The sequence below is a fragment of the Nitratireductor soli genome, assembly GCF_001050155.1.
In the GTDB taxonomy this organism is placed as follows: Bacteria; Pseudomonadota; Alphaproteobacteria; order Rhizobiales; family Rhizobiaceae; genus Nitratireductor; species Nitratireductor soli.
Genome location: NZ_LFVY01000004.1, coordinates 185,210 through 207,054, shown reverse-complemented (window position 1 = coordinate 207,054; position 21,845 = coordinate 185,210). Strand labels below are relative to the sequence as shown.

Genomic DNA, 21,845 nt, shown 5'->3' with positions numbered 1-21,845 from the left:
GATTGAACCAAATGCCGCGCTGAAGCGACCAACGCTTCAGAGAGACCGCTTTGTCTGGAAACCGACCATGAGCACCGCATCGACCCTTCTGCATTCCATCGCGCTCAGCGCCTGCCTGGCGATCCAGGCCATGCCCGGCGCCGCCGAAAGGCCGGCGGGAATCCGGCGGGCGCTGCAGACGATGGACAAGCCCGCAGCCATGTCGCTCACCACCCCTCTTACGGCTCCCTGGGTCGCAGTTTCCGCGTAGACAGGCAGAAGGAACCTCAGGCGACCGCCACGAGCATCGCCCCGCCGGCATCCGTCAGCAGGAACGCCTCGCCGCAGGCCTTCGCCAGTTCGCGCACGCGCAGGATATAGCTCTGTCGCTCGGTCACCGAAATCACGCCGCGCGCGTCGAGCAGGTTGAACAAATGGCTCGCCTTGATGCATTGGTCATAGGCCGGCAGCACGCATTTGTGCAGGCGCTGGTTGTCGGCATCGCTCGGCGCGCCGGCGGCCAGCAATGCGCGGCATTCGGCCTCAGCGTCCTGGAAATGCTGGAACAGCAGGTCCGTGTTGGCGAACTCGAAATTGAAGCGCGAATATTCCTGCTCGGCCTGCAGGAAGACATCGCCATAGGTCACCTTGGCGTCGCCCTCGAGGCCGTTGAAATTGAGGTCGTAGACGTTGTCGACGCCCTGCACGTACATGGCCAGCCGCTCGAGACCGTAGGTCAACTCGCCGGAAACCGGCGCGCATTCGATGCCGCAGACCTGCTGGAAATAGGTGAACTGCGAAACCTCCATGCCGTCGCACCAGCATTCCCAACCCAACCCCCAGGCGCCCAGCGTCGGGCTTTCCCAATCATCCTCGACGAAGCGCACGTCATGAACGGCCATGTCGAGGCCGATGGCCTGCAGCGAACCCAGATAGAGCTCCTGCAGGTTGGACGGGTTGGGCTTCAGGATCACCTGATACTGGTAGTAGTGCTGCAGCCGGTTGGGGTTTTCGCCATAGCGCCCGTCGGAAGGGCGGCGCGAGGGCTGGACATAGGCGGCGTTCCACGGTTTTGGCCCGAGCGAGCGCAGCGTCGTGGCCGGATGAAACGTGCCGGCGCCCACTTCCATGTCGTAGGGCTGTAGGATGACGCAGCCATGCGCGGCCCAGTAATTGTGCAGGGTCAGGATCAGGCCCTGAAACGAGCGGGTCGGATGGGTGTTGGGCAGGTCGGTGCTGGGGGCGTTCACGGCGCTTCTCCGGACTGGATGCCGGCACGTCCTATTCCCCGCCCCGGCAAGCGTCAAGGCGCGGGACGGAGCCTATGGCATTTTGCCAGTCGGCCAAAATCACCGCACCTGCGGACGAATGCAGGAAACCGGACAGCAAAAGGCGTCTTGTGCGCCCGGAAGGATGATGGCGCGCCTTCTATTCCGGCAAGCGGATTTCCTGGCCGGCGCGGAGCAGATCGGGATTGCGCTTGAGCGCCGGATTGATCGCCAGGATATCGCGGAAGCGTTCGCCATTGCCCAGTTGATCAACGGCGATCGACCACAACGTCTCGCCCGGCTTGATGACATAGGCGGCGCCGGCGGCGCTCTTTTCAGGCTGCGCGGCGGGTTCCATCGCGGCTTTCGGCATGGCTTCCGGTGCGGTTTGCTTCTCGACCGGCTCCATCTTTGCCGGATCTTCGGCAGCCGGCGTGCCGCCATCGGTTACAACCTTGTCGGGCTTGTCGGGCGACGCCGCCTCGGCGAGCGTTTTCGGCTCCGGTTCGGGCAGACCGTCCTTCAGCTTCTTTTCGACCTCCGCCAGTAATTCCGGCTCCGGGTCGAGATCGCGCGCGTGCGCCCATTGGAATGTCGCCTCGAGCCGGCGGCCAACGCGCCAATAGGCATCACCCAGATGGTCGTTGAGAACGGCATCGTCCGGACGCAACGAGACGGCGCGCTCGAGTTCCACTGCGGCTTCGTCGTAGCTGCCGAGCCTGTAATGCGCCCAGCCCAACGAATCGACGATGTAGCCGTCATTCGGCCGCAACTCGACCGCGCGGCGAATGAGATCGAGCCCCTCCTCGAGCTTGATGTTCATATCGACCCAGGAATAGCCGAGATAGTTCAGCACCTGCGGCTGGTCCGGGTAGAGTTCCAGTGCCTTGTGGAAGTTCGGCTCGGCCTTGTCCCATTCCTTCAGCCGCTCATAGGCGATGCCGCGCTGGTAGAAGATCGCATAATCCTCGCGCTGCGGGTCTTTCAGCCGGGCGACGGCGCGGTCGAAGACCTCGGCCGCTGCGCGGAAATCCTTGCGCACCGCCTGCACCCGGCCGAGCGACAGATAGGCGCGCATGTCGTCGGGCTCCTTCTCGACCGCCGCGTCGAGATAGGCAACCGCTTCGTCGTGCCGGTCGAGATCGGCGAGATTGAGCCCTGTCTGCAATTCGGCCATGCGTCGCCAGGGCGAGCCGGGCTTGATGCGGTCGTAATAGGCGATGGCCGTTTCCGGCTGGCTCTGCTGCTCGGCCACCGATGCAAGCTGGATCAGCACATCATCGCTGTCCGGCCTCAGGGCCAGGGCGTAGTTCAGGTAGAGTTTGACGAAGGGCTCGCCGCCGCCACGATTCAGCGCCGTGGCAATGTTGAGAAGAATTTCCGCGGCGCCGGCGCGCGGATCGGCAATGAGCGGCTCGATTTTCCCGCCGGAGCGGATGTTCTCGCGCAGCAATTCGGTCGCGGCGCGGCCGGTGATGAATTTCTCCGCTTCATCGAGTGCCGCCAGCGCCTTGTCCTTCTCGCCCCGGCTGGCGAGCCACGCGGCATAGGCCTCCGCGGCCCGCATGTATGTGTCGGGGGCCGCCGAGCCTGCCGCAGGCGCTTTCATCAGCGCCTCGAACTCCTCGCCGGCGCGATCGTCCAGACCGCTTTGGGCAGCCATCAGCGCCCGGTGATAGCGCAGGAACAGGCCATACCATTCGGGCCCTTCAAGCTTGCCGAGATCGGCCAGCGCTTCCCCCGCATTGCCCTGGCCGACCTTGGTCCAGCCGGACATCACTTCGGTGATGAGCCTGTCGAGGTCTGATTCCAGAACGAGTTTCAGCCAGTTCTCGGCGTCGGCGTATTTTTCCTTGCGCAACGAATCGACTGCCAGGCCGAGGCGCGAGAAGCGCTCCACCTCGGGCACCGATTTGAGGGCCTGCGCGTGCGGCAGCGCCGCCTCGAACCGGCCTTGCGAAATCAATGCCAGAAGAAGGCTCTGCTGGATGGCCTGATTGTCCGGCTGGTAGGTGAGCGCGCGCTCATAGTAGCTGATCGCATTGTCGAGGTCGTTGTCCGCCTCTGCGGCGCGTGCAGCCAGAAAAGCGCCTGAAAAGGACGAGATGGCGATGACGGCCTTGTCATCGGCGCCGCCCTTGGCGAACCCCGTCGACACGGACATGGCCAGCAGGCCCGCCAAACCGACCGTCGCCAGCAATCTCGAATTGTAGCGCCTGTTCATATGCCGTCCTGCCGCATGCGGTCCTCGTGTCTTCTTTCCTCCGCCAACGCGAAGACGAAAGGAATCTGTCGCTCCAACCCTACATTTCCGCATTCATGCGAACGTCAGGTGATTCCACCTGACTGCAAAATGCTAGAGCAGACAAGCATGGCCTTTTTGCGATGGCGCTTCAATGCCGCAATGCCGCCCGCGCTGATTGGCGGTGCCGATCACATCACCCGGCTGATGCAGAAATCGATGACGTCGAGCAGGGCTTCCTTCTGCGGGGTCTGCGGCAGCGGCGCCAGCGCGTCGCGGGCGATCTCGCCGAAATGACGCGCCCTGGCGATGGTGTCGCCGATGGCGCCGTTGCGCTTCATCAGGCCGATCGCCTTTTCAAGCGCCGCATCATCGCACTGATTGTCCTCGATCGCGCTCTTCCAGAAGGCCCGCTCCTCGGCGCTGCCGCGCCGGTAGCTGAGGATCACCGGCAGGGTCACCTTGCCCTCGCGGAAATCGTCGCCGACATTCTTGCCCAGATCGCTGCTTTTGCCGCCATAGTCGAGCGCGTCGTCGACGAGCTGAAACGCCAGGCCGAGATTGGTGCCGTAGGAACGCAGCGCCGCGCGGTCGTTGCGCGAAGCCTCGGCAATCACCGGGCCGATTTCGGCGGCGGCCGAAAACAGCGCCGCCGTCTTGGCCTTGATGACCGCCAGGTAATCGTCTTCCGTCGTTTCCAGATTCTTGGCGACCCCGAGCTGCATCACCTCGCCCTCGGCGATGACGGTAGCTGCGGCGGAAAGGATATCGAGCGCCTCGAGCGAGCCCACATCAACCATCATGCGAAACGCCTGGCCGAGCAGGAAATCGCCGACCAGAACGCTTGCCTGGTTGCCCCAGATCATGCGCGCCGTCTTGCGGCCACGGCGCAGATCGCTCTCGTCGACCACGTCGTCGTGCAGCAGCGTCGCCGTGTGCATGAACTCGACGCTGGTGGCAAGCTTGACATGGCCCTCGCCGGAATAGCCGAACATCTGGGCGGCAGCGAGCGTCACCATCGGTCGGAGGCGCTTGCCGCCTGAATCGATCAGGTGCTTGGCAAGCTCTGGGATCAGGTCGACGTCGGAGCCGGCCTTGGACAGGATCAGTTCGTTGACGCGGCCCATCTCGTCACTGGTGAGACCGACCAGGCTGGCGACCGAAGCCGCTCCACGCTTGCCGTCAAGATTCAACACAACACCCACAGATGGACCTCCAATCGCGACCGGGACGGGATCGACAAACTCACCGTGACTTTAAAGCCGGCGCACCATACGGGGCAAGCGGCGAATGCGCGCGGCGGCACCCTGCCGCCGTCACGAAACCGTTTACAGCCGGCGCACAAGCTGTCAACGTCGCGGCATGCTCGAACTCATCCGTACCAACGACCCCGTGCTGATTTCCTTCGTGGAAAGCCTGCTGCGCGATTCAGACATCGGTTTCTTCGTCGCCGACCAGAATATGAGCATCATGGAAGGCTCGCTCGGCATCCTGCCGCGCCGCGTCATGATTGGTGAGGACGATGCCGAACGGGCCCGGCAATTGCTGAAAGACGCCGGCATCGGCGACGAGGCCAAGCTTCCGCATGGCGATGGCTGATCCGCTGCTGGACGACAGGTTTAGCATAGATTCCTTTCACCGCGATGCGTTTCGCCTCGTCCAGCCGGCGCGCAACGGCCATCGCGCCGGCATCGACGCCATGCTGCTCGCCGCTGCTTTGCCCGATGAATTCTGTGGAACGGTCGCGGATCTCGGCGCCGGCGCCGGCGCTGCCGGATTTGCCGTCGCGGCGCGTTGCCGGCAAGCCAGTGTGGTGCTGGTCGAGCAGGAAGCCGAAATGGCAAAATGCGCCCGCCTGAGCATCGACCTGCCGCACAATGCCCAATTGAGGCCTCGACTGTCCGTCATCGAGGCGGACGTAACCCTGACCGGTGGGCAGCGGACGGCGGCAGGTCTTGCCAGCGATGCTTTCGACGCGGTGGTCATGAACCCGCCCTTCAACAAGGCGAGCGACCGGGCGACGCCCGATGCGCTGAAACGTGCCGCGCATGTCATGCCGGACGATCTGTTCGAACGCTGGATCAGGACGGCGGCGGCCATTGCGCGGCCGGGCGGCGTGCTGGCGCTGATCGCCCGGCCCGCTTCGCTGGCGCCGATCCTGGCGGCGCTCGACCGGCGCTTTGGCGGCGCGCAGGTGCTGCCGGTGCATCCCGATGCCGGGCGCGCGGCGATCCGCATCGTGCTGCGCGCGCAAAAAGGCAGCCGTGCCGGCCTGTCGCTGATGCCGCCGCTGATCCTGCACGAAGAAGACGGAAGGATCAGCCGGCGCGCCGACGCTCTGACCAATGGGCGCGCGACGCTTTTCGCCGGTTGAGCAGCCAGCGCGCCATTGCGCGACGGGCGCAAATGCCTACATGCTTGGAACTCAAGCAGCAATGATGCCATTGGAGAGAACCAACCCGTGCGACGCATTTTCAGCCGACTCGTCCCAAAACGCCTGCGCGGCAATGCGGTCACCATTCCTGTCGTGCGGCTTTCCGGCGCGATCATGCCGTCCAACAGCCCCATGCGCCAGAATTTGTCGCTGGCGTCGGTTGCCGGCGTCATCGAAAAGGCGTTCGCCGTCTCCGAGGCGCCGGCCGTCGCCATCGCCATCAACTCGCCCGGAGGCTCGCCTGTGCAGGCGCGGCTGATCTACAAGCGCATCCGCGACCTGGCGGAAGAAAAGAACAAGAAGGTGTTCGTCTTCGTCGAGGACGTGGCCGCCTCGGGCGGCTACATGATCGCGCTTGCCGGTGACGAGATCATCGCCGACCCCTCCTCCATCGTCGGGTCGATCGGTGTCGTCTCGGCGGGCTTCGGCTTTCAGGAGATGATCAAGAAGATCGGCGTCGAGAGGCGCGTTCACACGGCCGGACAGAACAAGGCGATCCTCGACCCCTTCCAGCCGGAGAAAAAGGCCGATGTGGAGCGCCTGAAGGCACTGCAGCTCGAGATCCATGAAATCTTCATCGACATGGTCAAGGCGCGCCGCGGCGCCAGGCTTGCCGACGATCCGGAGCTGTTCACCGGCCTGTTCTGGACCGGCGGACGCGGCCTGGCGCTCGGCCTCGTCGACGGGCTGGGCGACATGCGCTCCTTCCTCAAGGAACGCTATGGCGAAAAGACGCGGCTCGCCCTGATCACGCAGCCGCGCGGGCTTTTCGGCCGCAAGCTCGGCGTCTTCGGCAGCGGGCTTGCGTCACCCGAATTCGGCGCCTCGCTCGCCAGTGGCGCGACGGCCGGCCTTCTGGAGGCGGCCGAGGAACAGGCATTGTGGCGGCGCTTCGGGCTTTGATCCCGGGGCCTGCACGGGATAGTATTGGTGGCATGAAACCGGAGGCTCTGCGATGCCGCAACTGATCTTCTTCGCGCTGGTGGGCTTGGCAGCCTATGCGGGCTACAGAAAGTTCGTCCGCGAGGCCGAACGCGTGACGGCGAAGGCACGCCGCGCCCGACAGGAAGCGGCGACCGGCAGCATGGGCACGCTGGTGGAAGACCCGGAGACAGGCGAGTACCGTCTCGCCAAGGATTGACGGACACCGTCGCCATCCCCATGACCACTTCATCCAGCATGACCGCACCGGCCAAGGTCAATCTGGCGCTGCACATCACCGGGCGGCGCGATGACGGCTATCATCTGATGGAAAGCCTGGTCGCCTTCACCGATGCCGGAGACCGGCTGGACGTCGAGACGGCCGAGGCCGACGAGATCGTCGTTTCAGGCCATTTCGCTGCCCATGTGCCGATCGGCGGCGGCAACCTGATTGCCCAGGCGCGCGATCTGTTGCGCGCTTCGTTCGGCGCGCAGGCGAGCGGTCCCGTGCGTCTTCATCTGGAAAAGAACCTGCCCGTCGCCTCGGGCATTGGCGGGGGATCGAGCGACGCGGCGGCCGCGCTGCGCCTGCTGCGCGCCCATTGGCGCCTTTCGGCAAGCGACGCGCAGCTTTCGGCGCTCGGCCTGCGGCTTGGCGCGGACCTGCCCATGTGCCTGTCGGCCAGACCGCTGATGGCGCGCGGCATCGGCGAGGCGATCGAGGAATTGCCGCAGTTCCCTCCATTGCCGCTGGTGCTGGTCAATCCCGGCATTCCGCTGGCGACGGCGGAAGTGTTCTCAGTCCTCACTCGGCGCGACAACCCTCCCCTGCCAGCGCTGAAGCCCCTACGCGACATCGCGGCGGCTGCCGAATGGCTGAACGCTGCCCGCAACGATCTGGAACCCGCCGCGCGCGGTCTCGTGCCGCAGGTTGCCGACGTCCTGCGGGCGCTCGGTGAAATCGGCGCGCTCACAGCGCGCATGTCCGGCTCGGGCGCCACCTGTTTCGGCGTCTTTTCCTCCCCCTTCACGGCGCGGCGCGCCGGAAGGGCCTTGACGGAGGCGCGTCCCGACTGGTTCGTTCTGACGACCGGGACGCAGGCGGCGGAGAAAACCCATGCAGGATAGGCCCATGCAGGATAGGATGGAACGCCCCTTCATCGCCGTGCGCTTCGCCGTGCTCACCGTTTCCGATACGCGGCGCATGGAGGACGATCGCTCCGGCCAGACACTGGCCGAGCGGATCGAGGCGGCCGGCCACATCCTGTCGGACCGCAGGATCGTGCCGGACGACGTCGCCGCCATCCGCATGGCCGTCAGCCTGTGGTGCGCCGACGCGGCAATCGACGCGATCATCGCCACCGGCGGTACCGGCTTCACCGGCCGCGACGTGACGCCCGAGGCGCTGGAGCCATTGTTCGACAAGCGGATGGACGGGTTTTCCCAGGTGTTCCACCGCCTGTCGTTCGACAAGATCGGCACGTCGACCATCCAGTCGCGTGCCACCGCCGGGCTGATCGACCAGACCTTCGTCTTCGCCCTGCCGGGTTCGCCCGGCGCCTGCCGCGACGCCTGGGACGGGATCCTGAAGGATCAGTTCGACTACCGGCACATGCCCTGCAATTTCGTGGAAATCATGCCGCGGCTTGCCGAGCATCTCAAGCGCGGCGCCGGCAAGCCCGCCTGACTGCGCATTTCGCCGCTTTCCAGCGCTTCCCTGTGCCTGTGGACAATCGGCCGCGGCTGCGGTTGACGCAAAAAGTTCTTGCTTTGTTCCAATTCTTGAAATAGGAATAGATTCATCGGAGGCGATGCCGGTCCGGTTGTTTTCAAGTCCCGCGTTGATGAAAGCCAGCGGTTTCGGCGTCGCCCAGCATGGAGACCCCCATGGAACAGATTGTCAGCGCGGACGTTGCAGCTTTTGAGAGCGGGGCAGCTTTCGAAGGCGGTGGTGCCGCCATGGCCAATGCGATGATCGACCAATCGGGCATTCGCATCGATGCGGAGCGCCGCCGCGGGCGGGCTGCCGGCATCAATCCCTCCGGCCGCTACGAACCGGTTTCGCGGCACGTCTTCGACGATGGCTGGGGTTCAATCGAGGAATTGCCCCCCTTCAAGACCGAAGTGCAGGTGGAACGCCCACGCACCATCATCACGCGCAATTCGTCGCCGGACATTTCCTTCGACCGCTCGATCAATCCCTATCGCGGCTGCGAGCATGGCTGCGTCTACTGCTTCGCGCGGCCGACGCATGCCTATATGGGGCTTTCGGCGGGGCTGGACTTCGAATCCAAGCTGTTCGCCAAACCCGATGCGGCGCGCCTTTTGGAGCGTGAGCTGGCGAAGGACGGCTATCAGCCGAGAACCATCGCCATCGGCACCAACACCGATCCCTATCAGCCGATCGAAAAGAAATTCCGCATCATGCGCGAGATCCTCGAAGTGCTGGAGGCGCACAAGCATCCCGTCGGCATCGTCACCAAGTCGGCACTGGTCCTGCGCGACGTGGACATTCTGGCGCGCATGGCCGAGCAGGGGCTTGCCAAGGTGGCGCTGTCGATCACCACCCTAGACCGCAAGCTGGCGCGCACCATGGAACCCAGGGCGGCAACGCCGCCGCGCCGGCTGGAGACGGTGCGGGCGCTGACGGAGGCAGGCATTCCCACCTCGGTGATGCTCGGGCCGGTCATTCCCGGCCTGACCGATTGCGAAATCGAGCGCATCCTGGAATCGGCGGCTGCCGCCGGCGCGCGCGAGGCGGGCTATATCATCTTGCGGTTGCCGCTGGAGGTCAGCCCGATCTTCAAGGATTGGCTGCTGCGCCATGCGCCGGATCGCTACCGGCATGTGATGTCGCTGATCCGTTCCATGCGCAACGGCAAGGATTATGATGCGGAGTGGGGTAAGCGGATGAAGGGCAACGGACCCTATGCCTGGCAGATCGGCCGCCGTTTCGAGATCGCCGCCAAACGGCTCGGTCTCAACGTCGAGAGGCGCAAGCTGAGATACGATTTGTTCACGCCACCACGGGCGCAAGGGGAACAACTCGTTCTTCTGTAGCCCTTTTGCACATCTGATAAGCGCCGCGATGACGCGGCGCAGCGTTCCCGTCCGGCTCTTGTTCCCCCAAGGCCGGCGGAAGCTTCCCGGCGCCTTCCGCCCCTCGTTGCCGGGAAGACCTTGCGGAGAATCGGAACCGATGCGAGCATCGCCGCACCATGGCTCGTACGCGTTCCGATTCTCCGGTTCTTTTCGACCTGCCCATCCGCCCAGACTTCCATATGGAGGCCGGCCTGATGCGCGAGGGACACATGCCCGTCGCCGGCCTCGACGAGGCCGGGCGCGGGCCGCTTGCCGGACCGGTCGTGGCGGCCGCCGTCATTCTCGATGCCGACGGCGTGCCGGAGGGGTTGGACGATTCCAAGCGACTTTCGGCAGACGCGCGCGAGCGCCTGTTTCAGGCCATTGTCGAGAGTGCTGTCTGCGTTTCGGTCGCCTCGCTCTCGGCGTCCAGCATCGATGGCTCGGATATCCTGCGCGCCAGTCTGGAGGCCATGCGCCGGGCAGCGCTCGGCCTGTGCGTCGTGCCGCGCTTCGCGCTGGCCGACGGCCGCGACATTCCGCCCGGCCTGCCCTGCCCGGCGCGCGCCGTGGTCAAGGGCGACCAGCGCAGCCAATCGATCGCCGCCGCCTCGATCATCGCCAAGGTGACGCGCGACCGGATGATGGCGCGGGCCGCCCAGATCGCCCCGCATCACGGTTTCGAGGCGCATATGGGCTACGCCACCAAGCGCCATCGGCTGGCCATCACCCAGCATGGCCCGATCGTCCGGCTGCATCGCATGAGCTTCGCGCCGCTGAAATCGACAGGCTGATCCACCGTCAATGCGGCGATGGCGTCACAAGGGCGGCACGCCGATGAGCCATTGGTGCAGCCAGCCGATAAACAATCCATAGGCGATCAGTCCGCCACCAATGGCGATGGCGTCATTGACCCGGGCACGCCCTGTGGTTGGCTGCGCCATGTCCGGCCGCCGCACAGCCGACGCCCAGTCGATCGCCGCCCACGCGGCAAAGCCGCCGAACAACAGCAGGTCGGCCAGCGTGCCATTGGCGAGAAGATGCGCCAGGCCCCACAAGATCGTCGCCACAAGCATCGGATGGCCGACCGCCGCCTTGATGCGGCCCGGTGCATAGGCGGCGATCAGCAGCGGAAAGACCGGCAGCAACAGCAGCAGGGCCAGGTGCCGCAGCGACAGCGGCGGTGCGTACAGAATGACTGGATCAAGCCGCGCCAGACCATAGCCCCAGACGATCAGCACGAAGCCGATGATCGAAAGCAGCGTGTAGGGCAGCAGCCACGCACGCAGGCCGCTTTGCGCGATGATGCGTGCCCGGACCCGTGGTGCGGCCATACGCAGTGAATGGGTGGCAAGAAACAGGACAAGACCGACAATCAGCACCGGCATGACACTCTCCATGGGATCCCATGCGGCCTGGATGGCCACGACTGGCGCCAGCGCCAGCACGCGGCGTTTGCATAAATCACTAAAGTTATATAGTCTAACTAAAATTATGATATATAACGTGTCAACATGCACAATCGCGATCTTGCAGAACCCGGCGAACCGCTGAGCCGCAAGGAAAAGCAGCGGCAAGCGACGCAGGCGGAAATCCGCAGCACCGCCCGCCGCCTGCTCGTCAAGCGCGGCGGCGGCGCCGTGACGATCAACGCCATCGCCCGACGCATGGGGCTCAGCGGCCCGGCCTTGTACCGATACTATCCGAGCCAGGCCGCGCTGATCGAGGCGTTGCGCGCCGACTTTTACAGCGAACTCATAGCAACGATGCAGCAGGCCGGTGCGCGCAGCACCACCGGGCTGCCCGGCGACCGGCTGCTTGCCACCAGCCGCGCTCTGCGCGGCTGGGCCACGGCCCATCCCGCCGAGTTCGGCTGGCTTTTCGCCAGCCCCGCCACTGCTGTTCAGCCCGGCCCGCGCGATGCGGCGAAGCGGGATATGGGTCAGGCCTTCGGCCAAGTGTTTCTCGAGCAGATCGTCCGTATCTGGCAGGCAAAGCGGTTTCCCATCCAGAGCCTTGAGGACATGCCCACCGTACAAGCCGAACAGTTGCGCGCCTTCAGCGAGAAGATCGACGGACTGCTGCCGCCGGAGGCTGCGCATGTCTTCCTTGCCTGCTGGATGCGGCTCTACGGTCTTTTGTGCATGGAAATCTTCCGGCAGATCGACTTCGCCTATGGCGACATGACACCCGTCTATGAGGAATGCCTGCGGGAGCTCTGCCAATTGCTCGACGTCGCCTACACGGCGCCCGACGCCTGACGCTGTTCACAAACGGGTCTTGCAAACAAAAAATGCCGCCGGGAGACCGGCGGCATTTTCAATCAACGGCAAGATGCCGAAAGATCAGTTCAGCTTCGCCTTGATATCCTGCAGCGAAGCCTTGAAGAGGTCGCCGCCGGTCTTCGCATCAACCTTGTCCGACAGCACGCTGCGTGCCGCCTCTACGGCCAGATCGACGGCGCTCGCACGCACCTCGTTGACCGCCTCCTGCTCGGCGCGGGCGATCTTCTGCTCGGCCAGAACGGTGCGGCGCGCGACGTATTCGTCCGTCTTTTCCTTGGCTTCCTTGACGATCAGCTCGGCCTCGTGCTTGGCGGCGCCAACGATGTCCTGCGCCTCACGTTCGGCTTCCTGGCGCTTGCGCTGATACTCGGCCAGCAATTGCTGGGCGTCCTCGCGCAGTTTGCGCGCTTCGTCCAGCTCGTTGCGGATGCGGGCGGCGCGTGTGTCGAGCGATCCGCCGATCAGCGCCGGCACTTTGTAATAGGCCAGAACGGCGAGGAAGATGATGAGGGAGACGAAAGCCCAGAATGTCGCATCCATGAGGTTCTCTCCTACTGCTTCACGGCCTTGACGGCTGCTGCCGCGGCGGTCTTGTCGAGACGTCCGCCAACCAGTTCCTGGACGATGGATGCCGCGGTTTCCTCGGCGATCGCACCGACGTCCTTCATGGCGGCGTCCTTGATCGCCATGATGCGCTTCTCCGCCTCGCCGAGCTTGGCATCAAGCTCGTTCTCGACGCTTTGCCGTTCGACATCGGCTTGCGCCTTGGCGGCATCGCGCGCATCCTGGCCGATGACATTGGCCTTCTTGCGGGCTTCGGCAAGCTCCTGCTCATAGGCAGCAACAGCCTCGTCCGCTTCTTCCTTCATACGTGCTGCCTGGTCGAGATCCTGGGCGATGCGGTCGCGCCGCACCTCCAGAATGCCGCCGATGCGGGGCAGCACGACGCGTTTCAAGAACAGGTAGAACAGCCCGAAAGTGATCGCCAGCCACAAAAGCTGCGAGGGAAACGTCGACGAATCGAACGGCGGAAAATTGGGCGCGTGCGCCCCTTCCGACGCGACGCCGGTCTCCGAATGGGTCGCCTCCGCGGCGTCCTGCGCCGAGGCTGCGAATGCCGATGCCACAAACATAGTCTACCTCTTTGAAAACCGGCCGGCCGCCTTTGCGCGGCCGACCCCACACGCTGACGCGCTTGGCGGTGCGATCCTAACAGATGATACCCATCTGTTAGGAAAAATCGCCCCACCGCATCGACAGCTTGTGGGCTGACTTTTCGAAACAGACGGGACCATCTGTTTCGGTCAGACCACTAGGTGAAGAGGAGGAGCAGTGCGACGAGCAGCGAGAAGATGCCGAGCGCCTCGGTCACGGCAAAGCCGAAAATCAGGCGGCCGAACTGGCCGTCGGCAGCCGACGGATTGCGCAGAGCGCCCGCCAGATAGTTGCCGAAAATGTGGCCGAGACCAATGCCGGCGCCGCCCATGCCCAGGCAGGCGATGCCCGCGCCAATGGCCTTTGCTGCTTCTACTTCCATTTTATGACTCCTTGTGATCGCGTATTTAAGCGTTTTCTTCAGACTTGACGGTAACCGCCGGTGAACTCAGATTATTCCTGCGTCGAGCAGCGTCGATGTATCCCTCGCCTCTCACACCATCCGTCAGTGGCTCGGGTGCAGGGCGTCGTTGAGGTACATGCATGTCAGCACCGCAAAGACATAGGCCTGCAGGAAAGCCACGAGGAACTCGAGGCCGGTGATCGCCACCGTCATGATGAGCGGCAGCACGGCGCCGGCGACGCCGACCGCGCCGAGCGCGCTCAGCGAGGTGACAAAGCCGGCGAAGACCTTCAGCGTGATGTGCCCAGCCAGCATGTTGGCGAACAGACGCACCGACAGGCTGATGGGACGCGACAGGAACGAGACGATCTCGATCAGGATGACCAGCGGCATCAGAACGACGGGCACCCCTTCGGGCACGAACAGCTTCAGGAAACCAAGCCCGTGCTTCCAGAAGCCGTAGACAATGACCGTGCCGATCACCAGAAGCGCCAGCGCGAAGGTGACGATGATGTGACTGGTCACCGTGAAGAAATAGGGGAACAGGCCAAGCAGATTGGCCACCAGAACGAACATGAAGAGGGAAAACACGAAGGGGAAGAACCGCATCCCTTGGGATCCCGCAGCATCGCGCAGCATGGAGGCGATGAACTCATAGGCCATTTCCGAGATCGACTGCAGGCGGCCCGGCACCAGGCCGCGGCTCGACGTGGTCAGGAACAGGAATGCACCGGCGGCGGCGACCGTTGCAACCATGAAGGCGGAAGAATTGGTGAACGAGAAATCCAGTCCGCCGATCTCGATCGGAATCCATTTGGAAATCTGGAATTGATGGATCGGATCGTTGGCCACCTGGACCCCCTCGTTTCTGGCTGGCGCCTATGCGCCGACTATTTCTTCTCAGAACCCTTGCCGTCTTTCGGCGTCTTGGCCCCGAATTCCGCAACCTGTCCCACGGAGCGAAGGACATTGAGAACGCCCGCCCCAAAACCGAGAAGCAGGAAAATGATCAAGCCCCAGGGAGATGTCCCGGCCATCCGATCGATGAACCAGCCAAGCCCGACACCGACACCGATGCCGGCAATGAACTCACTGGACAGTTTCAGCGCGTTGCCGAAACCCGCCATGCCACCCTGTGTCTTCCCCGCACCGCCATCCGGCTTCTCCGGCATCTTCGACGCGAGAGCCTTCTCCAGATCGCGCCTCCGACGTTCCAAATCGTCCGGTCGATCCTGATTGGCCACCGCAATCTCCGTACCGGGTTTGCTGGTCAGCAGCTCTCCGCTTGAAAGTCGCGCGCAACATAGTGAGCGCCCTCGCCCCAGTCAAGCCGCTGTTGAGGCCATTCACAAAGGCTAGAAATCCAATAAAATCAAAATATTACACAAGTGCGACAAAGCGCGCGCCGCATCAAGCGGCCATGTGGGCGGGAATCGCCGCAGAAGTCCGGCGGATTTCACCCGCCGGCAGCGGCGTTTCCCGTCAATAGTCCGTTCAGGGCGTCAGTTCCAGCCGCCGCCATAGGTGCGGTAGAAGATGTGCTGGCCGATCTTCTTGACGCGCTCCATCGCGTTCGCCCAGCGCGGGTGCACGTAAGTGGCATGGTAGTGCGTGGCAGAGCCGACTTCGGGCAGCCATATCTTGCCCGCCGTGGTCGCCATGGCGACATCCTGCGCCATCTTGAAATGGGCCGGGCTTTGCACGCGGTCGCGAATGCCGTCACAGGCAAACGAAAACTGGCAGCGATTGCGCCATTTTTCATTCTGGTAGACGACGCCGCAGATGGAGTTCGGATAGGTCGGGTTGCGCACGCGGTTGAGGATGACCTGGGCGACGGCAGCCTGCCCTTTCACGGTTTCGCCGCGCGCCTCGAAATAGATGCCGGCGGAAAGACACTGCTGCTCGCTCTTGGAAAAAACGCTGGCGGGCAGCGCCTGCCCGGCCCAGGGATGGTCCTTCGCGCCAACCGGCGGAATGAAACGGCCGGCATCCGGCTGCTCGTCGCGCAGGATGCTGGCGAAGGGCGACGCCTTGGCGTAATCCGGCTCCGGCGGCGCATAGGCGGTGGCGAGAATGTCGGGGCGGTCATTGTTGACCAACTCGGCGATCGCCGTCGGCAGGCCGCTGCGGCTCCTTCTTTCCTGCTTCATGTAGAAGGCGGAAGCGATGCTGACTTCCTTGCCCTTGATGTCCGGCTTGACGAAAGCCATCAAGGGTCCGTCGGAAGGCTTCTGCCGCAAAAGCGAGCTGTGCTGTTCGAAGATGGAGCCGGCATTGAACAGCTTGGGCGGAAGCATCGGCGCCACCTCGACGAGGCGGCCGCTCTTTTCGGCCCGATTGATGCGCTCTTCATCGGGTGTCGCCGGCGCGAGACGTTTCTCGCTGCGCAAGGCGACGGCGCCAATACCGGGCGCGCGGACGCCGGAACCGGAAATGCTGCCGGTGGTCAGCCCCGAATCGAGGAACGGCATTTCCGCCCTGTGTACGGAACCTGCGACGGACCGCTCGACGAAATTCGACCAACGCTGACCGGCGCGCTCATCGCCGGAAATGAAGCTTGCCATGTCCTGATGCGCGACAATGCCGGGAAAACCGATCCACAAACCCAGCGCGACGAGCGCCGGCGCCAGAACAGAACGATGATCACCCTTCGCCGCACGCGACGCTCTTCCATTCCGACGACGCACCCGCACTCTCCGCAACGCAACTAGTGTCCTGCCCCAGCCAAACCGATAGGTCTGGACTGGGGCAAACAGGCCACTAAGTTATTGATTCTAGGGCAATTTTGCTTCAGTTGAAATGGATGCGAAGCCTTCATTTCAACTGAAGCGTTGCACTAGACCCCAGTTGCGATGACTATATTTGGTTAACCTTGACCGCTGGTTAACGGCAAGGAAGGAATGCGCTCGGAGCGCTCCCGTTCGGCGAAAGGCAGCATTGGCGAAAAACGCGTTCAGCCGCGTTTCTTCGCTCGCCCGGCATAGGGGTTTTCGGAGGCCCGCAGGGCGATGCGGATCGGTACGCCGGACAGGCCGAACGTCTCGCGCAAACCGTTCACCAGATAGCGCACATAGGATTGCGGCATCGCATCCGGCCGCGAACAGGACACGACGAAGCCCGGCGGGCGGGCCTTGACCTGCGTGATGTACTTCACCTTCAGGCGCCGGCCGGCAACCGCCGGCGGCGGATGCTGGGCAGTCGCCGCCTCCAGCCAGCGGTTCAGGCGGCCGGTCGAAACGCGGCTGTTCCAGGTGCGGTGCGTGCGCTCGACGGCTTCCATCAGCTTGTCGAGCCCGCGGCCGGTTTCACCAGAGATCGGCACGGCCTGCAGGCCGCGCACTTGCGGCAACAGCCGCTCGGTCTTCTCGCGCAGCTCGGCCAGCATCTCCTGGCGGTCCTCGATGAGGTCCCATTTGTTGAAAGCGAGTACCGGCGCGCGGCCTTCGCGAATCACCAGGTCGGCGATCTGCAGGTCCTGTTTCTCGAAGGGGATGGTGGCGTCGAAGACGACGATCACCACCTCGGCGAAGCGGATCGCCCGCAGGCCATCGGCAACGGACAGTTTTTCGAGCTTTTCCTGCACGCGGGCCTTGCGGCGCATGCCGGCCGTGTCGAACAGCTTGATCTTGCGTTCGCGCCACAGCCAATCGACGGAAATGGAATCGCGCGTGATGCCGGCTTCCGGACCGGTCAGCATACGGTCCTGGCCGATCAGCGCGTTGATCAGCGTCGACTTGCCGACGTTCGGCCGGCCGACAACGGCAATGCGCAGCGGCTTGCCGGAATCGTAGGGAACCTCCTCGGCATCCGGATCGATGTCCTCGCCGACGGAGATTTCCTCGCCCGGCAGGGCGATGGGTTCGATATCCTCGGCCAGCGCCACGTCTTCGCCGAGGCCGGCGACGATGGCGTCGCGCAGATCGGACATGCCAAGGCCATGCTCGGCGGACACGGCGACGGGCTCGCCAAGACCAAGCTCCCAGGAGTCCAGAACGCCGGAGGCGGCCGCGTTGACGTCGATCTTGTTGGCAACGAGGACGATCGGCTTGCCCTTGCGCCGCAGGAGCTCGGCGAAGGTCGAATCGTCGGGCATGATGCCGGCGCGCGCGTCGATCATGAAGACCACGATGTCGGCCTCGTCGATGGCCAGTTCCGTCTGGACGCGCATGCGCCCCTCGAGGGTCGGTGCGGCGGCGCTTTCGAGCCCCGCCGTGTCGATCACCTCGAAACGCAGATCCTGCAGGCGCGCGGGATGCGAGCGACGGTCACGCGTAACGCCGGGCGTGTCGTCGACGATGGCCATGCGGCGGCCGGCAAGCCGGTTGAACAGCGTCGACTTGCCGACATTGGGCCGGCCGATGATCGCGAGTTTGAATGTCATGGGGTCACCCCGGCTCCGGCCATTATTCGGCCGGGCTCGATCCGGCGATCAATTCCGACATCAGCTCGGCGCGCTGGCGCGTGTTGCCCGGGGCGGCCGCATCGCCGGAAATCTGCTGGAACAATTGCAGGGCGTCTTCGCGCTTGCCCTCCTTCCAGGCGGCCAGACCCAGCGCCTCGCGCGCCGTGTGGCGCAGCGCGTTGCCGTCGGCGGTCAGGAGCTCGACGCGCGCTGCGACATCCGCATAGGAGCCGTGATCGACCAGGAGAAGGCCGGCCCGCAGCCTGGCGGTATCGGCGATGACATCGGTGATCGACTTGTCATTGGCGATCGCATCGAAGGCGGCGACGGCGGCGTCCGGATCGCCATCTGCCGCAAGCACCGTGGCCGCACGCATGCGCGCCAGCAGCGGATAGGAACCGTAGCCTGTGGTTTCCAGATCCTTGAAGGCGGCAAGCGCCTCGTCATTCTCGCCCTTGCGCGCCAGGTCGAGCGCCTGGGAGAAGGCATCGCCCGATGCATTGGCGCGCGATGCGGTCCAGCGCTCGTAGCCGACATAAGCGGCGGTCGCCAGGATGAACACCACCGCGGCGCCTATGGCGACAGGGCCAAATCGGCGCCAGATGGATTTGAGCTGATCCTGGCGGATCTCTTCATTGACTTCGCGGATGAAACTGTCGTCGGACATGTGCGAACCGTTTCTGGCGGGGCATGCCCCGCAATGACCTCATTGCCCGGCTTTTTAGACGAAATTCGCCGCCATGGAAGGGGGCGCGGACATTTCGCAGGTTTTCTGTCCATTTCAGGCCTTTTGAGGGCCGGTTTCCGCGAGGGCGGCATGCGTTCCAAACTCGGCCATATTCTCGCGATAGGTCACGATCGGAACAATCAGCACTTTCTGGAAGCCATTTTCATGTTGAGACCTTTCTGCGCCGGGGCGCTGGCACTGGCGCTCGCGGGCCCTTGTTTTGCCAATGATGCCACGGCATCGTCAGGCCCTGCCTCGACCACTCCACAGTATGTCATCATCTCCTTCGATGGCGCGCTGCATCTGGAACAGTGGGAACGCAGCCGGGCGTTGGCACGCAACACGGGCGCGCGCTTCACCTTCTTCCTGTCCTGCGTCTACCTCCTGTCGCCGGAAACGCGCAAGGAATACCAGGCTCCCGGCATGCGGCCCGGCCGCTCGAATGTCGGCAGCGGCTATTCGCGCGAGGATGTGGCGGGCCGGCTGGGCCAGGTGTGGAAAGCCCGTGCGGAAGGCCACGAGATCGCCAGCCACGCCTGCGGCCATTTCGACGGCAAGGACTGGAGTGCCGGGGACTGGGAGAGCGAGTTCGATCAGTTCGCGAGCATCGTTGCCAATGTCTGGACACTGAACGGGATCGAGGGCGAGCCGGAAGCCTGGCAGGATTTCGTCCGCAAGGAGATACAAGGCTTCCGCGCGCCCTATCTTTCGACCAGTCCGGCACTTTACACAGCCCTTCGCGCCCGCGGCTTCGTCTATGACGCCAGCACGGTTTCACGCGGCCCCGTCGCGCCGAAGGCGCAGGGCGGCGTGACGCGCTTTTCCCTGCCGCTGATCCCCGAGGGGCCGCGCGAGAAACAGATCATCGCGATGGATTACAATCTCTATGTCCGCCATTCCGGCGGCAAGGAAAAGCCGGACGAGGCCTCCACCTTCGAGCAGCGCGCCTACGACGCTTTCCTGGCCAGCTTCGAGAAGGAATACACCGGCAAGCGGACGCCCGTGCAACTCGGCTTCCACTTCACCTTGATGAATGACGGCGCCTATTGGAATGCGATGGAGCGTTTTGCGCGGGAGGTCTGCGTCAAGGACGATGTGCAATGCGTGAGCTATCGCGACTACCTGGCGCAGCGCCCAGGCGAGAATTCAGGCGAGAATCCGGCGACCGGGGGTTCCGCGGACGGCGGCACCTGAGCGGCAATTGAAAAGGCCCCGGCGCCAAGCGCCGGGGCCTTTCACCTGTTCAATGACCGCATGGTCCGCGCGTTAAGCCCGGTGTTCGGACAGCAGCGCCTTGTAGGTGGCATAGAGCATGACCACCAGCAGGATGGCGAAGGGGAAGCCCGTTGCGATCGCCCCGGCCTGCAGGGCCGCAAGCCCGCCCCCCAGAAGAAGCACGATTGCCACCAGTCCTTCGAACAGCGCCCAGAAGACGCGCTGGGCAACCGGTGCGTCGATCTTCCCGCCGGCCGTGATCGTATCGATGACCAGTGAGCCGGAATCCGACGAGGTGACAAAGAAGACGATCACCAGGATGATGCCGATCAGCGAACTCACGCCGGCCAAGGGAAGATCGGCCAGCATGGCGAACAACGACAATTCCGGCACATAGTCGACCACCGTCTGCTGCACGCCGGTGTAGCCCTCGGCCAGATACTGTTCGAGCGCCGTGCCGCCGAAGGTCGTCATCCACAGGATCGATACCAAAGTCGGGATGAGCAGCACGCAGGTGATGAACTCACGCACCGTGCGGCCCTTGGAGACGCGGGCGATGAACATGCCGACGAAGGGCGACCAGGAGATCCACCAGGCCCAATAGAAGGTGGTCCAGCCGTGCATGAAGTCGGTGTCCTCGCGGCCGACCCAGTTCGACAGTTCCGGCAGTTCCTTGACGTAAGCCCAGGTGTTCGAGAAGAAGCCGGTGACGATGGCCAGCGTCGGCCCGAAGCTGATGACGAAGACGAGCAGGAGCAGCGCCAGCACCATGTTGATCTCCGACAGGCGCTTCACGCCGGCATCGAGCCCCGCCACGACCGAGACCAGGGCAACGCCCGTAATGCCCAGGATCAACAGCACCTTCATGGTGTCCGTGTTCGGCACGCCGTAGAGCTCGTTCAAGCCTGCAAGCGCCTGCGAAGCGCCAAAACCGAGCGATGTGGCCAGGCCGAACAGCGTGGCGAACACCGCCATGATGTCGATCACATGGCCGATCCAGCCGCGAATCCGCTCACCGAAGATCGGATAGAATGCCGAGCGGATCGAGAGCGGCAATCCCTTGTTGTAGCTTGCCAGCGACAAGGACAGGGCAAGAACCGCATAGATCGCCCAGGGGTGCAGGCCCCAGTGGAAGATCGTCGCCGCCATGCCCATCTCGCGCGCGGCGGGCACCGCGCTTGCAACGAGCGCGCCATCGACAACCGGCGCTTCCAGACCGAGGGGCGGATTGTTGAAATGATACATCGGCTCAAGCACGCCGAAGAACATCAGGCCAATGCCCATACCGGCCGCAAAAAGCATGGCGAACCAGCCGGAATAGGAATATTCGGCAACAGCATCCTTGCCGCCAAGCCTGATTTTGCCGAAGGGCGACACCGCCACCACGAGGCAGAACAAGACAAAAAGATTGGCCGACAGCATGAAGACCCAATCAAAGGTCGAGGTCAGCCAGGTACGTAACCCGCCAAGCGCCTCGCCTGCCACATCGCGAAAGATCAGCGTCACGATGACGAAAGCGGTGATCAGCACCGCGGAGACGAAGAAAACGGGATTGTGAACATCAAGGCCGAGCACGCGAACATTGTCCTGCCCAGCTTCTAGTCCGTGATCCTCCTCGAGGGTTGTTTCAGACATTTTTCACTCCATTTCTGTCCGATGGCTGGAGGCAAACGACTTTCACAGCCGCCCGCCGCCGGAACATTCCTCCACACATCAAAGCGTGGCCGAAAAGC

General features: G+C 63.9%; 24 protein-coding genes. 11 read left to right on the top strand and 13 right to left on the bottom strand.

The genetic code is table 11. The features are described 5' to 3' along the window. Nucleotides 1-67 precede the first annotated feature (67 nt). Nucleotides 68-250 carry a hypothetical protein gene (locus AB843_RS06605; RefSeq protein WP_048646007.1) on the top strand — a complete coding sequence of 61 codons (183 nt, stop codon included), beginning with the start codon at nt 68-70 and terminating at the stop codon, nt 248-250. A 16-nt stretch (nt 251-266) separates the two neighbouring features. On the opposite strand, the gene AB843_RS06600 is transcribed toward AB843_RS06605, so the two are convergent. The 3 genes from AB843_RS06600 to AB843_RS06590 all read right to left on the bottom strand — a co-directional run bounded on the left by AB843_RS06600 (nt 267) and on the right by AB843_RS06590 (nt 4,694). Beyond that, nucleotides 267-1,229, bottom strand: a complete 963-nt coding sequence (locus AB843_RS06600) for a glycine--tRNA ligase subunit alpha (protein ID WP_048646006.1) — start codon at nt 1,227-1,229, stop codon at nt 267-269. A gap of 178 nt (nt 1,230-1,407) precedes the next feature. Beyond that, complete coding sequence (locus tag AB843_RS06595; protein WP_048646005.1) at nt 1,408-3,471, bottom strand: tetratricopeptide repeat protein; 2,064 nt, start codon at nt 3,469-3,471, stop codon at nt 1,408-1,410. A gap of 209 nt (nt 3,472-3,680) precedes the next feature. After that, the gene (locus tag AB843_RS06590; RefSeq protein WP_048646004.1) at nt 3,681-4,694 is read right to left on the bottom strand and encodes a polyprenyl synthetase family protein; all 1,014 of its coding nucleotides are present in this window, start codon (nt 4,692-4,694) and stop codon (nt 3,681-3,683) included. A gap of 157 nt (nt 4,695-4,851) precedes the next feature. Here AB843_RS06590 and AB843_RS06585 point away from each other — a divergent pair, with 157 nt between their 5' ends. From AB843_RS06585 to AB843_RS06550, 8 genes are all read left to right on the top strand, one after another. After that, the gene (locus tag AB843_RS06585) at nt 4,852-5,088 is read left to right on the top strand and encodes a putative signal transducing protein (RefSeq protein ID WP_048646003.1); all 237 of its coding nucleotides are present in this window, start codon (nt 4,852-4,854) and stop codon (nt 5,086-5,088) included. Then, nucleotides 5,081-5,863: a tRNA1(Val) (adenine(37)-N6)-methyltransferase gene (locus AB843_RS06580; RefSeq protein ID WP_048646133.1), complete on the top strand. Its 783-nt coding sequence runs from the start codon at nt 5,081-5,083 to the stop codon at nt 5,861-5,863. Before AB843_RS06585 ends, AB843_RS06580 begins: the two co-directional genes overlap by 8 nt. An 87-nt stretch (nt 5,864-5,950) precedes the next feature. Next, nucleotides 5,951-6,826 (top strand): S49 family peptidase, encoded by an 876-nt coding sequence (locus tag AB843_RS06575; protein ID WP_048646002.1) that lies wholly within the window; start codon nt 5,951-5,953, stop codon nt 6,824-6,826. Nucleotides 6,827-6,878: 52 nt separating this feature from the next. Continuing rightward, nucleotides 6,879-7,064 (top strand): NfeD family protein, encoded by a 186-nt coding sequence (locus AB843_RS06570; protein ID WP_048646001.1) that lies wholly within the window; start codon nt 6,879-6,881, stop codon nt 7,062-7,064. A 20-nt stretch (nt 7,065-7,084) separates the two neighbouring features. Then, nucleotides 7,085-7,972, top strand: a complete 888-nt coding sequence (locus AB843_RS06565; RefSeq protein ID WP_048646000.1) for a 4-(cytidine 5'-diphospho)-2-C-methyl-D-erythritol kinase — start codon at nt 7,085-7,087, stop codon at nt 7,970-7,972. A gap of 4 nt (nt 7,973-7,976) precedes the next feature. After that, the gene (moaB, locus tag AB843_RS06560) at nt 7,977-8,531 is read left to right on the top strand and encodes a molybdenum cofactor biosynthesis protein B (RefSeq protein ID WP_048645999.1); all 555 of its coding nucleotides are present in this window, start codon (nt 7,977-7,979) and stop codon (nt 8,529-8,531) included. A 200-nt stretch (nt 8,532-8,731) separates the two neighbouring features. Continuing rightward, entirely contained in the window at nt 8,732-9,904 is a 1,173-nt protein-coding gene (locus AB843_RS06555) for a PA0069 family radical SAM protein (RefSeq protein WP_048645998.1), read from the top strand. A 158-nt stretch (nt 9,905-10,062) separates the two neighbouring features. After that, nucleotides 10,063-10,719, top strand: coding sequence for a ribonuclease HII (locus AB843_RS06550; RefSeq protein WP_048645997.1), 657 nt, complete (start codon nt 10,063-10,065; stop codon nt 10,717-10,719). Between the two features lie 24 nt (nt 10,720-10,743). On the opposite strand, the gene AB843_RS06545 is transcribed toward AB843_RS06550, so the two are convergent. Next, on the bottom strand, nt 10,744-11,313 hold the full coding sequence (locus AB843_RS06545) for an NnrU family protein (protein WP_048646132.1): 570 nt from the start codon (nt 11,311-11,313) through the stop codon (nt 10,744-10,746). A 126-nt stretch (nt 11,314-11,439) separates the two neighbouring features. Between AB843_RS06545 and AB843_RS06540 the strand changes: the two genes are divergently transcribed. Next, a complete protein-coding gene (locus AB843_RS06540) occupies nt 11,440-12,186 on the top strand; it encodes a TetR/AcrR family transcriptional regulator (RefSeq protein ID WP_048645996.1) in 747 nt (248 codons plus the stop codon). Between the two features lie 84 nt (nt 12,187-12,270). On the opposite strand, the gene AB843_RS06535 is transcribed toward AB843_RS06540, so the two are convergent. From AB843_RS06535 to AB843_RS06500, 8 genes are all read right to left on the bottom strand, one after another. After that, nucleotides 12,271-12,750, bottom strand: coding sequence for a F0F1 ATP synthase subunit B (locus tag AB843_RS06535; protein WP_048645995.1), 480 nt, complete (start codon nt 12,748-12,750; stop codon nt 12,271-12,273). Between the two features lie 11 nt (nt 12,751-12,761). After that, a complete protein-coding gene (locus tag AB843_RS06530) occupies nt 12,762-13,343 on the bottom strand; it encodes a F0F1 ATP synthase subunit B (RefSeq protein ID WP_048645994.1) in 582 nt (193 codons plus the stop codon). 179 nt (nt 13,344-13,522) lie between these two features. Continuing rightward, a complete protein-coding gene (locus tag AB843_RS06525; protein WP_008595464.1) occupies nt 13,523-13,747 on the bottom strand; it encodes a F0F1 ATP synthase subunit C in 225 nt (74 codons plus the stop codon). Nucleotides 13,748-13,870: 123 nt separating this feature from the next. Beyond that, a complete protein-coding gene (locus AB843_RS06520) occupies nt 13,871-14,620 on the bottom strand; it encodes a F0F1 ATP synthase subunit A (protein WP_048645993.1) in 750 nt (249 codons plus the stop codon). Between the two features lie 38 nt (nt 14,621-14,658). Then, entirely contained in the window at nt 14,659-15,012 is a 354-nt protein-coding gene (locus AB843_RS06515; RefSeq protein ID WP_053086104.1) for an AtpZ/AtpI family protein, read from the bottom strand. Between the two features lie 258 nt (nt 15,013-15,270). Continuing rightward, entirely contained in the window at nt 15,271-16,455 is a 1,185-nt protein-coding gene (locus tag AB843_RS06510) for a cell wall hydrolase (RefSeq protein ID WP_048646131.1), read from the bottom strand. Nucleotides 16,456-16,721: 266 nt separating this feature from the next. Next, nucleotides 16,722-18,149, bottom strand: coding sequence for a ribosome biogenesis GTPase Der (gene der, locus AB843_RS06505; RefSeq protein ID WP_048645991.1), 1,428 nt, complete (start codon nt 18,147-18,149; stop codon nt 16,722-16,724). Nucleotides 18,150-18,171: 22 nt separating this feature from the next. Beyond that, nucleotides 18,172-18,837: a tetratricopeptide repeat protein gene (locus tag AB843_RS06500; RefSeq protein ID WP_048645990.1), complete on the bottom strand. Its 666-nt coding sequence runs from the start codon at nt 18,835-18,837 to the stop codon at nt 18,172-18,174. Between the two features lie 225 nt (nt 18,838-19,062). Here AB843_RS06500 and AB843_RS06495 point away from each other — a divergent pair, with 225 nt between their 5' ends. Then, entirely contained in the window at nt 19,063-20,091 is a 1,029-nt protein-coding gene (locus tag AB843_RS06495) for a polysaccharide deacetylase family protein (protein ID WP_048646130.1), read from the top strand. A 72-nt stretch (nt 20,092-20,163) separates the two neighbouring features. Here AB843_RS06495 and AB843_RS06490 read toward each other — a convergent pair whose 3' ends face one another. Continuing rightward, nucleotides 20,164-21,747: a BCCT family transporter gene (locus AB843_RS06490; RefSeq protein WP_048645989.1), complete on the bottom strand. Its 1,584-nt coding sequence runs from the start codon at nt 21,745-21,747 to the stop codon at nt 20,164-20,166. Between the last annotated feature and the right edge of the window lie 98 nt (nt 21,748-21,845).